This is a genomic window from Streptomyces sp. NBC_01463, from assembly GCA_036227345.1.
GTDB lineage: Bacteria > Actinomycetota > Actinomycetes > Streptomycetales > Streptomycetaceae > Streptomyces.
Map to the genome: position 1 here is coordinate 537690 of CP109468.1, position 12290 is coordinate 549979.

General features: G+C 72.2%; 7 protein-coding genes. 1 reads left to right on the top strand and 6 read right to left on the bottom strand.

The genetic code is table 11. The features are described 5' to 3' along the window. Window positions 1-163 precede the first annotated feature (163 nt). Window positions 164-2302: an MMPL family transporter gene (locus tag OG521_02395; GenBank protein WUW19689.1), complete on the top strand. Its 2139-nt coding sequence runs from the start codon at window positions 164-166 to the stop codon at window positions 2300-2302. A gap of 20 nt (window positions 2303-2322) precedes the next feature. On the opposite strand, the gene OG521_02400 is transcribed toward OG521_02395, so the two are convergent. From OG521_02400 to OG521_02425, 6 genes are all read right to left on the bottom strand, one after another. After that, complete coding sequence (locus OG521_02400; GenBank protein WUW19690.1) at window positions 2323-3975, bottom strand: MFS transporter; 1653 nt, start codon at window positions 3973-3975, stop codon at window positions 2323-2325. 129 nt (window positions 3976-4104) lie between these two features. Continuing rightward, entirely contained in the window at window positions 4105-6420 is a 2316-nt protein-coding gene (locus OG521_02405) for an arylsulfatase (protein WUW19691.1), read from the bottom strand. A 203-nt stretch (window positions 6421-6623) separates the two neighbouring features. After that, a complete protein-coding gene (locus OG521_02410; protein WUW19692.1) occupies window positions 6624-8480 on the bottom strand; it encodes an ABC transporter ATP-binding protein in 1857 nt (618 codons plus the stop codon). After that, on the bottom strand, window positions 8477-9364 hold the full coding sequence (locus tag OG521_02415; protein WUW19693.1) for an ABC transporter permease: 888 nt from the start codon (window positions 9362-9364) through the stop codon (window positions 8477-8479). Before OG521_02415 ends, OG521_02410 begins: the two co-directional genes overlap by 4 nt. A gap of 3 nt (window positions 9365-9367) precedes the next feature. Next, a complete protein-coding gene (locus tag OG521_02420) occupies window positions 9368-10312 on the bottom strand; it encodes an ABC transporter permease (GenBank protein WUW19694.1) in 945 nt (314 codons plus the stop codon). A 1-nt stretch (window position 10313) separates the two neighbouring features. Continuing rightward, complete coding sequence (locus OG521_02425; protein ID WUW19695.1) at window positions 10314-11906, bottom strand: ABC transporter substrate-binding protein; 1593 nt, start codon at window positions 11904-11906, stop codon at window positions 10314-10316. Window positions 11907-12290 lie beyond the last annotated feature (384 nt).

Sequence of the window (12290 nt, forward strand, 5' to 3'; positions counted from 1 at the left end):
CCCGGCGGCATGTCGTGGGGGCGCCCCGCGGCATGCCGCCTACTGTCACCCGCACGGAACCTGGGAGCGGGTGACGTTGCGGTATCGGCGCTGTGCGGGCCGCTCCGGCGCCCGCCGTCCCCCTCGATGACGACGTCACTCACGACGAAGTACGGGGAGTGGCATGCCGCACGTACAGCAGCAGCGACGACGGCCGGGGGTGGCCGCCCTGGTCTGCGGCCGGCGCACCAAATGGCTGGTCGTGGCGTTGTGGCTGATCGTCTTCGTCGTCGCGGCGCCGCTCGCCCAGAAACTCACCGACGCCCAGGACAACGACGCCACCTCCTGGCTGCCGAGCAGCGCGGAGTCCACCCAGGTCCTGGAGAGTTCGAAGAACTTCCGGCCCGAGGTCATCACCGCCATCGTCGTGTACGCCCGCGAGGACGGGCTGACCGTGGCGGACCGCGCCGAGATCGTCGAGGACACCCGGCAGTTGCGCGCCCTCGGCGGGCACGGCGTGCGGGGCGCGCAGACCCGCGGCCCCGTCTACGACAAGAAGGTCGCGCCCTCGGCGGCGCAGGTCTTCGTACCCATCACGATGGGCGAGGAGGGCTGGGAACAGATCGGCCCCGCGGTCGACGACATCAGGGAGATCGTGGGGAAGGGCGGCGACGGTCTCGCCGTCCACGTGACCGGTCCGGGCGGGGTCACGGCGGACTCCGCGGAGGCGTTCTCCGGAATCGACTCGACGCTCCTGTTCGCCGCCCTGGCCGTGGTGATCATCATGCTCCTGATCACCTACCGGAGCCCCACCCTGCTCCTGCTGCCCGTGATCGCGGTCGTGGCCGCGCTGTTCAGCGCCCAGGCGGTCATCTATCTGCTGGCGGCGCACGCGGGCCTGACCGTGAACGGGCAGAGCGCGGGCATCCTCACGGTGCTGGTGTTCGGTGCCGGCACGGACTACGCCCTGCTGCTCGTGGCCCGCTACCGGGAGGAACTGCGCCGCCACGAGGACCGGCACGAGGCGATGGCCCGGGCGCTGCACCGGGCCGGTCCCGCCGTGCTGGCGAGCAGTGGCACGGTGGTGCTCGGCATGCTGGTGCTGCTGGTCGCGGAGATGAACTCGACCCGGGGGCTCGGGCCGGTGGCCGCGATCGGTGTGGCGGTCGCCCTGGTCGCCATGCTCACCCTGCTGCCCGCCCTGCTGGTGATCTTCGGCCGGTGGGTGTTCTGGCCGGTCGTCCCGCACTTCGGTTCCACCGAGCCGACCGAGCACGGGGTCTGGGCCCGGATGGGCGAGCGGCTCTCGCGCCGCCCCCGCACGATCTGGATCGTCACCGCGCTGGTGCTCGCCGCCCTGTCGCTGGGGCTGACGCAGCTGCGCGCCTCCGGCCTCAGCAACGCGGACTCGTTCACCGGGAAACCGGACTCGATCACCGGCCAGGAGGTCCAGGACCGGTACTTCCCCGGCGGCAGCGGCGACCCGCTGGTGATCATCGCCGACGCCGGCCGCGCCACCGCGGTGCGGGCGGCGGTGGCGACGACCCCGGGGGTGGTGCGCGGTTCGGTCGGCACCCCGCCCGGTGCCCGCCCCGAGGCGGACGGTCAGGTCATCCTCGAAGCGACGATGACGGATCCGGCGGACAGCGACGCGGCCAAGGACACGGTGGAACGGGTCCGCGACGCGGTGCACGCGGTGCCGGACGCCGATGCCCAGGTCGGCGGCAGCACCGCGGCGCTGCTGGACATGGACACCGCGACCAGGCACGACAACCTGCTGATCATCCCCCTGGTCCTCCTGGTGGTGCTGATCATCCTGGGGCTGCTGCTGCGCGCGGTGGTGGCGCCCGTCCTGCTGGTCGCGACCGTGGTGCTCTCGTTCGCCGCCGCCCTCGGTATCAGCGCCCTGGCCTTCCGCTACGTCTTCGACTACGCGGGCGAGTCCACGGACTTCCCGCTGTTCGTCTTCGTGTTCCTGGTGGCTCTCGGCATCGACTACAACATCTTCCTGTCGACGAGGATCCGCGAGGAGGCGGTCCTCCACGGCACCCGGACGGGTGTCGTCGCCGGCCTGGCGGCCACCGGCGCGGTCATCACCTCGGCGGGACTGGTCCTCGCCGGCACCTTCGCGGCGCTCGGCACGCTCCCGGTCGTGGTGTTCGCCGAGATCGGGTTCGCGGTGGCCCTGGGCGTCCTGCTGGACACCTTCGTCGTCCGCTCGGTGCTCGTGACATCGCTCTTCCTCGACATCGGCGCGCGGGTGTGGTGGCCGCACCGGCTGTCCCGTGAGGACGGGACGCCGGGGCCGACGACGAAGGCGTAGGAGTACGCGGAGCGGGCGCGCTACCGGTCGGGGCCGGGACGGTCCATCCCGTCCGGACCGGGCCGCCGCGGCGCCGGGTCCGGCACATCGGCGGCGGCCGCCCCTTCCGCCGGCGTGTCCGCCGCACCCGCCCCGGGCATCGCAGCGCCCCCGCGCAGGCGTTCCAGGTCAGAGGGGCGCACCTGGATGACGATCAGGGCGACCAGGGCGGCGACGACGGCGAAGGCCGCGGCGACGACGAACGCACTGGAGACGCCGGACGTCAGGACCTGATCGCCCCACTGCCCGGGAAGCTGTCCGGTCCTGCGGAACTCCGCCAGCTGGGCCGGGGTCGCGTCGGCGAGGAACTTCGGCGCCTGGCTGGTGGCCTCGTTGCGGCTGGCCGTGCCGAAGACGGTGACCAGGATGGACAGACCGAGCGAGCCGCCCACCTGTTGCGTCGTGTTGAGGATGCCGGACGCCGCGCCGGCCTCCTTCGGCTGCACGCCCGAGACGGCCATCAGCGTCAGCGACACGAACTGCAGCCCCATGCCGAGGCCGAAGACCAGCACCGGTCCCAGGATGCTGCCCAGGTACGAGCTGTGCACATCGGTCTGCGTCAGCCACGCCAGACCCGCGGCCGCCAGGAGCGAACCCGTCACCATGAAGGGCTTGGGTCCCAGCTTGGGCAGCAGCTGTGAGGTGATACCGGCGCCGATCGCGATGATGACGCTGACCGGCAGGAAGGCGAGACCCGTCCTGAGCGGGCTGAAGCCGAGGATGTTCTGCACGAACAGCGTCAGGAAGAAGAACATCCCGAACATCGCGGCGGCGAGGCAGAGCATCATCGCGTACGTGCCGGAGCGGTTGCGGTCGCGGAACATCCACAGGGGTGTGATGGGCTGCCGGGACCGGCTCTCGATCATGATGAACGAGCCGAGCAGCACCACGGCCGCGGCGAAGGCGACGAGGGTCAGCGAGTCGCTCCAGCCCTCCTCGGAGGCCCGGATGAAGCCGTAGACGAGGGACACCATGCCCAGGGTCGCCGTCAGGGCACCGACGACGTCGAAGTGTCCGGGATGCCGTTCCGACTCCCGGATGTAGCGCCGGGTGGCGAGCACGATCAGCAGGCCGATGGGCACGTTGACGAAGAAGATCCACCGCCAGTCGAGCCACTCCACCAGCACGCCGCCCGCCAGCAGACCGATGGCGCTGCCGCCTGCCGACACGGCCGCGAACACCCCGAACGCCCTGTTGCGTTCGGGGCCTTCACGGAAGGTCGTGGTGATGAGCGACAGGGCGGTGGGCGAGGCGATCGCGCCGCCGACTCCCTGGAGGGACCGCGCGGCGAGCAGTTGCCACGATTCCTGGGAGAGCCCGCCGAGCAACGAGGCGAGCACGAAGAGGGCGACACCGAACATGAAGACGCGGCGGCGGCCGAGGATGTCCCCCAGCCGGCCGCCGAGCAGGAGCAGCCCGCCGAACGTCAGCGTGTAGGCGTTGATCACCCAGGACAGGTTCTCGGTCGAGAAGCCCAGCGAGGTCTGGATGTGCGGGAGCGCGATGTTCACGATGGTGATGTCGAGGACCACCATCAGCTGGCACGAGCAGATGACGAGAAGCGCGATCCCGCTGCCGCGTCCCTTCTTCGGGGATTCGGCAGCCTGCCGGGGTGTCGCCTGGGAGCCCGTCATGGGTTTGCTCGTCGGTCGAGCCGTCGTTCGCACGCGACTCGTCGTTCGCACTCGAACCGTCAGTGAACGCGATCGTTCACTCCCCCGACGTTAGCTCCGCCCGTCGGCCGCCGCCAATCGGGCGCACGCTCACTCGAACGCCGCGGCCGCCTCCCGGAGGGCGGCCGCCACCGCCTCCGGCGAATCGGGCCCCGGCGGACCTGGGCGGTAGGTCACCGACCGCAGTCGGCCCCCGTAGCGGAAGGAGCGGTGGCGCTCGAACAGCGGCCAGGAGACCGGAGACTTGCGGTCGATCCCGATGCTGATGCCCTGGAACGGGGCCATGCCGATGAGCTGGTGCACGCTACGGGGAGTGGCCCGTACCTCGTCGTCGACGCTCAGGGTGAAGCTCCAGCGCAGCCCCTGCTCGGCCGTGGCCGCGAGCACGACCGCGTGCCCGCCTGGCGCCAGGGGGCCGGCGTCGGTCTCGTGGAGCACGCCGTACTCGTTGTACGCGAGGCGCAGCCGGCCCTCCTCGACGTAGAGGACGTAGCCGCCGCCCTGGTCGCCGTGCGAGACGAGCACGCCCTCCCCCGTCTCGTCGATCGCGACGGCGATCTCGAAGGAGCGCAGCGCGACCAGCCGGGAGGAGCGGTAGCGCTCCAGTTCCGGTGTGCCGGGCAGCAGGGTCAGCGGCCGGGCGAGCCGCTGTTCGGCCGGGTTGCGGCGCGCGAGCGCTCCGCTGAGGTCGGGCAGCGGGAAGACCCCGTTGCGCAGGGCGGCGTCCTCCCAGGCGGCCGCCAGTTCCTTGACGAGGGCGGGCCGCTCGGCGGCCAGGTCGTGGATCTCGGTCGGATCGGTCCTGATGTCGTACAGCGCCCACTCGGAGTCGTCGTAGGGCGTGCCGGGCCGGTGGAGGGTGACGAGCTTGTGGCCGTCGCGGTAGTAGCTGCGATTGCCGGTCATCTCGCAGTACTGCTCGGGGTGGGTGGAGGCGTGATCCGCGTCGGCGAGCACGGGGGCGAAACCGACGCCGTCCGGCTCCTGGAGCGTGACGCCCCGCCGGGCGGCCGGCCGCTCCAGTCCGGCGAGCCGCAGCAGGGTGGGGGCGATGTCGGTGACGTACTGGTACTGGGTGCGCAGGCCGGGGGCGAGCTGTCCTTCGCGGGCTCCCTTCGGCCACGACAGCACGAAGGGCACGCGGACGCCGCCGGCGTAGGTGTGTCCCTTGTACAGCCGGAAGGGCGTGTTGGAGGCCATGCCCCAGCCGCGCGGGTAGTGCACCAGACTGCGCGGGCCGCCGATCAGTTCCGGGTCGCGGTCGACGTCCGGGGTCCAGTCGCCGGGGAGCGCGGGATGGTGGACGAAGCGGCTGAAGTAGGAGCGGGTGCCCTCCGCGCCGCCCTCCCCGGTACCGCCGTTGTCGGAGGTGAAGACGATGATGGTGTTGTCGAGTTCACCGAGGGCGTCGAGGGTCTCCGTGAGGCGGCCCAGGTTCTGGTCGATGTTGTCGACGAGCGCCGCGTACACCTCCATGTAGCGGGCGTAGAGCTTCTGCTGCTCCTTCGTGAGGCTCGCCCACGCGGGCACGTCGAGTCCGGCCTCGCTGTTGCGGTCGGGCAGTCCGGTGCCCGGCGGGAGGAGACCGGTGGCGAGCTGGGCGGCGAAGCGGCGTTCGCGCAGTACGTCCCAGCCCTCGTCGTAGCGCCCCCGGTGGCGGTCGATGTCCTCGGCCTTGGCCTGGAGGGGGCCGTGGACGGCGTTGTGCGCCAGGTAGAGGAAGAACGGCTTGTCGGGGTCGTGGGCGCGCAGCGACTTCACCATGGAGATCGCCTGGTCGGTGATGTCGTCGGTGTAGTAGTAGTCGTCCGCGAACTCGTCGATGTCCAGCGGGCTGTTGTCGCGGACGAGCTGGTGCGGGTGGAAGAGGCTGGTGAGGCCCTCCAGGACGCCGTAGTACTGGTCGAAGCCCTTGCGCAGGGGCCAGTTCTCCCGGTCGTCGGCCGCGTTGGACGCCGAGTCGCGGACCAGGTGCCATTTGCCGACGGCGTAGGTGGCGTAGCCGGAGTCGTGGAGGAGTTCGGCGAGGGTGGGGATGTCGTCGGCGATCTCCATGCCGTAGCCGGGGAAGCCGGGGTCGGAGTTGGCGACCATGGCGTAGCCGACGCGGTGCGGGTTGAGGCCGGTGAGGAGGGCGGCCCGGGCCGGTGAACACAGCGGCATGGTGTGGTAGTTGCTGAGGAGTACGCCGTCCTCGGCCAGGGCGGTGAGCGTGGGGGTGGCGATCTCGGAGCCGAACGGGGCGATGTCGCTGTAGCCCATGTCGTCGACGAGGACGACGACGATGTTGGGGGCCCGGCCGCCCGGGGTGCGGGATGCGGGCCAGGCCGGTTCGGACTCGGCGAAGGTACGGCCGATCCGGCCCGGGAAGCCTTCGTACGGGTCGCGGCGGGTGCTCGTGGTCATCGGCTGGGGGCTCCGTCGTGAGGCGTCGGGACGAGCGTGAGGCGTCGGGACGAGCGGGAGGAGACGGGCCGGCAGCGGTCGCGGTCCGGGGCGCGGCACGGGTGGGAACGGCCGGGGATGACGCGTGCGCCCGTCCGCCGCGGGTCGGTGCACCGCTCCGGGTCGTTGCCCGCGGTGTCGTGGCCGCCGGGTGCGGCACGCGCTCACGCGAGCGCTTCCGTCTTCTGTGCCACCGCGGCACGGGCGGCCGGGGGTACGGGTTCCGGGGCCGCCGCCAGCAGGGCTCGGGTGTACGGGTCGCGGGGGTTCTCGCAGACCTCGTCGGCGCTGCCGGTCTCCACGATCCGGCCCCGGTGCATGACCGCGATGCGGTGGCTCACCTGCCGGACGACGGCGAGGTCGTGGGCGATGAAGACCAGCGCGAGCCCGAGGTCGCGCTGGAGGTCGGTGAGCAGGCCGACGATCTGTGCCTGGACCGACACGTCGAGCGCGGAGACGGGTTCGTCGCAGATGAGGACGGAGGGTTCGGGGGCCAGTGCCCGTGCGATGCCGATGCGCTGGCGCTGGCCGCCGGAGAAGGAGCGCGGATGCCGGTCGGCGACCGCCGGGTCGAGGCCGGCCCGGCGCAGCAGTTCGGCCACCCGTGCCTCGCGTTCGTCCCGGTCGCCCAGGCCGAAGGCGATCAGCGGTTCGGCGACGATCTCGCCGACCGTCATCCGGGGGTTGAGCGAGGCGTACGGGTCCTGGAACACCATCTGGACCTGGCGGCGCACCGCGTGCAGGGCGCGCCGCGAGGGCCGGGTGACGTCCTCGCCGTTCAGCCGGATGCTGCCCTCGTCCGCGGTGTGGGCGTGCGCCAGCACCCGGGCCAGGGTCGACTTCCCGGAGCCGGACTCACCGACGATGCCGAGGGTCTCCCCCGCCGACAGGCTCAGCGACACCCCGTCGAGCGCGGGGACCGCGTGCCGCCGGACACCGCGCCGCCGGTAGGTCTTGCGCAGCCCCTCCGCCTCCAGGACGACGGGCCCGGGGGCCGGGCGGTCGATGCGGGCCGGCGGGGCCGGGGCGGGCAGCGGTTCGGTCCGCGCGGCGGCGGGCAGGCAGGCGACGTGCACCCCGTCCGCCGTGCGGGTGAGCGGTGGTGCGGCGGTGCGGCAGCGGTCCTCGACCAGCGTGCAGCGGTCGGCGAAGGCGCAGCCGTCCCCGAGCAGGGTGAGGTCGGGCGGGCTGCCGGGGATGCCGGTGAGCCGGGTGCCGGACGGGGTGGAGAGGCGGGGCACTGCGGCGAGGAGCCCCGCGGTGTAGGGGTGGCGGGGGCGGCTCAGCACCTCGGCGGTGGGCCCGTCCTCGACGACCGTGCCGCCGTACATGACCAGGACGCGTTCGCAGGCGCGGGCGACGACACCCATGTTGTGGGTGATGAGGACCAGGGCGGTGCCGGTCTCCCGGTTGAGGTCGGCGAGCAGGGTGAGGATCTGGTCCTGGACGGTGGCGTCCAGCGCGGTGGTCGGTTCGTCGGCGAGCAGGATGTCGGGTTCGCCGGCCAGGGCCATGGCGATGAGGATGCGCTGGCGCTGGCCGCCGGAGAACTGGTGCGGGTGGTCGTCGGCGCGCCGGTGCGGCTCGGGGATGCCGACGCGGGCCAGGAGTTCGACGGCGCGGGCCCTGCGGGCGGCCCTGTCGCGGTCGCCGTGTGCGCGGAGCACCTCCTCGATGTGGCGGCCGGCCGTCAGGACCGGGTTCAGGGCCGTCATCGGGTCCTGGAAGATCATGCCGATGCGGGCGCCGCGCACCGCGCGCAGTTCCTGTCCGGTGGCGGCGGCCAGGTCCCGGCCGTCCAGGTGGACCGTGCCGGTGGTGATGCGGCCGGTGCCGGGCAGCATCCGGTTCAGGGCGAGCGCGGTGGTGGACTTGCCGGAGCCGGACTCGCCGACGACGGCCAGGGTCTCGCCCCGGTTCAGGGTGAACGACACACCGCGGACGGCGCGCAGCGCCGAACCGTCGGGTGCGGTGAACTCGACGCCGAGGTCACGGACCTGCAGCAGCTCCTGGGCGGTCATCGGCGTATCTCCCGGTTGAGCGCCTCGGCGATGAGCCAGAGTCCGAGGACGAGCGCGGTCACGGTGATCAGGGGGCCCGCGGCGAAGTTGGGGGCCTGGGCGAGGTAGGGCATGGACTGGCTGAGCACGGCCCCGAGGGTGGGTTCCGGCGGGCGTACGCCGACGCCGAGGAAGCTCATCGCGCCCTCGATGAAGACGGCCACGGTCAGGGAGACGGCGATCTGCACGATGAGCGGGTCGGCCGCGTTGGGCAGGATGTGCCGGACGAGCACCCGGCGGCCCGAACTGCCGCCGACCCGGGCGGCGGTGACGTACTCCCGCTCCCGCTGGACGAGGATTCCGCCGCGCAGCAGCCGTCCGAACGCGGGGATCTCGGCGAGGGCGATGACGAGCACGACGGGGAGGCGTCCGGGGCCGAGGATCGCGGTGACGGCGAGCGCCAGGATCAGGCCGGGGAAGGCGAGCAGGAGGTCGAAGACGCGCTGGACGACGGTGTCGGCCACCGGGTGGGCGGCGGCGACGAGGGCGAACAGGCAGCCCAGTACGGCGCCGAGGGGCACGGCGACCGCGATGATGCCGAGGTCGGCTCGGATTCCGTGGAGGACGCGGCTGAGCAGGTCCCGGCCGAGGTCGTCCGTGCCCAGCGGATGGCCCGGGGTGCCGAGGGCGGCGAGGCTCTGGCCGCTCTGGTCGGTGGGGCCGTGTCCGGCGATGAGCGGTGCGAGCAGCCCGGCGAGGATCACGGCGCCGACGAGGACGAGGCCGGTGCGGGCGCGGGCGGTGGACAGGGCGCTGCGGTAGGGGTGGCGGCCGCGGGTCCGGCCGCGTGGCCCGGAGGCCGGCGGGGGCGGGCCGGCGGCGAGGAGGTCGGTCGTCGAGGTCATGGGTTACTCCCACCTGATCCGGGGGTCGAGCCAGGCGTACACGAGGTCGGTGAGCAGCTGGACGAGGACGAAGACGGCGACCAGGAGCAGCAGCAGGTCCTGGACGACCGGGTAGTCCCGGCGCTGGAGGCCCTGTTCGGCGAGCTGGCCGAGTCCCGGCCAGGCGAAGATGGCCTCGACGAGTACGGCTCCGCCGAGCAGATGGCCCACCTGCATGCCGAGCAGGGTGACGACGGGCGGGAGGGCGTTCGGCAGGGCGTGGCGCCACAGCAGCCGGCGAGGGGCGACTCCGGCGGCGGTCGCGGTGCGGATGTAGTCCTCGGCCAGGCCCCGTTCGATGCCGTCCTTGAGGTAGCGGCCGAGGACGGCGGCGCTGGGCAGGGCCAGGCAGAGCGCGGGGAGCACCAGGTACTGCGCGGCGAGGTCGGGCGCGGTCAGGAAGGCGACCCGGCCGCCCGGCGGCAGCACTCCGAGGATCACCGCGAACAGCAGCACGAGCAGGACCCCGCTGACGAAGGGCGGCACGGCGAGTGCGGCGGTCGTGGTCACCCGGACCGCGGTCCGGATCCAGCGGCTGCGGGAGGTGGCCCCGAGCACGCCGAAGGCCGTACCGAGGACGATCACGAACAGGAGGGCGGCCAGGGTGAGTTCGGTGGTGGCGCCGAGGCCGTCCCCGATCAGGTCGGCGGTCTGGCCGCCGATCGCGTACGAGGGTCCGAGGTCGCCCGTGAGCAGCGAGCCGATCCAGTGGGCGTACTGGGAGAGCAGGGGTGCGTCGAGGCCGAGCCGGTCGCGGATGGCGGCGACGGTCGCCGCGTCCGCGTCGGGACCGGCGAGGGTGGTGGCCGGGTCCCCCGGGACGAGCCGCAGGATGGTGAAGATCAGGAAGGAGGCGGCGAGCAGGACGAGGAGGGCCGACGGCAGCCGGCGGATCACGTAGCTGCGCATGTCACACCAGGTAGGCGTTGTCGAGGTTGAGGTACGAGAACTTGTTGAGCGTGACGCCGTGCAGCCCGTCGGTGGCGACCTGGACCTGTCCGCGGACGACGAGGTCGATGAGGAACGCCTCGTCGAGCAGGATGGCGGAGATCTTCTCGTGCTGCGCGTTGGCCGCGGCCGCGTTCGTCTCGGGTTCGGTCCAGGCCGCGCGCACGACCTTGGTGTACTCGGCGGAGCGGTACTTGGAGGTGTTCTTCGCCTCGTTGAACGGATAGGCGCTCACGGCGAGGGTCGAGGGCTGCACCTGGGCGAAGCCGTGCCCCATCGTCCACAGGGCCGGCATGCCCTGCGAGATGAGCTTCTTCTGGCCGGTGGCCGGGTCGGTGGGCTGGAGCGTGACGTGGACGCCTACCTGCTTGAGGTCGTACTGGATGGATTCGGCGATGGCCGTCTCGCTGGGCAGCGCCAGGTGCAGCAGCGGCAGTTCGAGCTTGCTGTGCCCGGCGGACTTCAGGAGCTCACGGGCCTTGCCGGGGTCGTGGGAGTAGTGGGTGCGGTGCGCCTCGGTGAAGGCGGGCGAGGACTTGGGCCAGGGGGCGGCCGAGGCGAGGCCGTAGCCGCCGAGGGTCTGGGCGAGCAGCCGGTCGCGGTCGACGGCCCAGGCGAGGGCCTGGCGGACGGTCCGGTCGTCCAGCGGGGCGATGGCGGTGTTGACGCCGAGGTAGACGGCGCCCGCGCCCGTGTCGTAGTCGCTGATGGTGAGGTGCGGATCGCTCTTCACGACGCCGAGGCTCTTGCCCGGCACGTTGAAGGAGAGCTGGGACTGGCCGGAGCGCAGTGACGAGATCAGCGCGTCGGCCTGCGGTATCACCCGCAGTTCGACTCCGTCGAGGTACGGGCGTCCCGCCTGCCAGTAGCTGTCGTTCCTGGTCAGGCTCAGACCGGAGCCGGGGCTCCACTTCTTCAGCCGGAACGGCCCGGTGCCGATGAGCTTCTTCCCGGTGACGGCGTCCTCGACGGACTCCGAGTCCGCGATGATCATGAACTCGAAGAGGTCGAAGAGGTTGTTCACCGGATGCGCCAGCTTCAGCACCAGCTCGTGGTCGCCGCGCTTCTCGAATCCGCTGACCGTGGCGGCCGTGCTGCGCAACTGGGCTGCGCGTACCGGGTTCTGAAGGTTCTTCACCGCGAAGATCACGTCGTCGGCGGTGAACGCGCGGCCGTTGTGGAAGGTCACGTCGTCGCGCAGCCGGAGCGTGATGCTTCGCCCGTCCTTGGCGTACGTCCAGGAGCGGGCCAGCTCGGGCTGCGGGCTGAGCCGGTCGTCGTAACGGGTCAGGGTGTTGTAGATCAGCCGGTGCTGGAGGGACTGCCCGCTCTGCGAGAAGAGCAGGGCGGGCGTGAAGTCGCTGTTGACGGCGACGTTGAGGACACCGCCCCGCCTGGGTACGGCGCTCGCGCCCTGCGGTGCGGACGAGGAGTCCGACACCGCCGAGCGGCAGCCCGCCAGACCCAGTCCGAGAAGCAGGGTGCCGCCTCCTGCGGCGCGCAGCGTCGAGCGCCGGGAGGGCCCGGGGGGCGTGAGGGGGTACAGCTCGGTCATCGAAGCCTGCCTGTGACGGTGGAGGACGGTGAAGGGAGTGGACGCGCCGGTGCATGCGTTCCGCCGCGTGATTCGTTCCGCAGCGGGAGAAATTGAGGCGAGGGGCCGCACAGCATCAAGGACGCACCGCGCGGGGGCACTTGGCGGACGTACGGAATCAGCGCCGACGGCGGGAGCGTGGGCCGTTCGGTGCGGGCGGAGGCGGTGTGCGGAGTGCGACGGCGCTCAGGCCGTGACGCGGTGCGGGACCTCGGGGAACCGGCTCCGGGCGGGAACGCCGCGGTGCCGGTGCGGTGTCAGTGAGGTGCCGCGCACACCCGGGACGGGCCGGTGAAAGGGGCGGTCCGGGTCAGACGCGGACAGCACAGACCGCGCTGGCCTGCC

Bases quoted from the DNA above. Each gene is read 5' to 3' on its own strand.
- OG521_02395 (WUW19689.1), top strand. From the start codon at position 164: ATGCCGCACGTACAGCAGCAGCGACGACGGCCGGGGGTGGCCGCCCTG.
- OG521_02415 (WUW19693.1), bottom strand. From the start codon at position 9,364: ATGACCTCGACGACCGACCTCCTCGCCGCCGGCCCGCCCCCGCCGGCC.
- OG521_02400 (WUW19690.1), bottom strand. From the start codon at position 3,975: ATGACGGGCTCCCAGGCGACACCCCGGCAGGCTGCCGAATCCCCGAAG.
- OG521_02410 (WUW19692.1), bottom strand. From the start codon at position 8,480: ATGACCGCCCAGGAGCTGCTGCAGGTCCGTGACCTCGGCGTCGAGTTC.
- OG521_02405 (WUW19691.1), bottom strand. From the start codon at position 6,420: ATGACCACGAGCACCCGCCGCGACCCGTACGAAGGCTTCCCGGGCCGG.
- OG521_02420 (WUW19694.1), bottom strand. From the start codon at position 10,312: ATGCGCAGCTACGTGATCCGCCGGCTGCCGTCGGCCCTCCTCGTCCTG.
- OG521_02425 (WUW19695.1), bottom strand. From the start codon at position 11,906: ATGACCGAGCTGTACCCCCTCACGCCCCCCGGGCCCTCCCGGCGCTCG.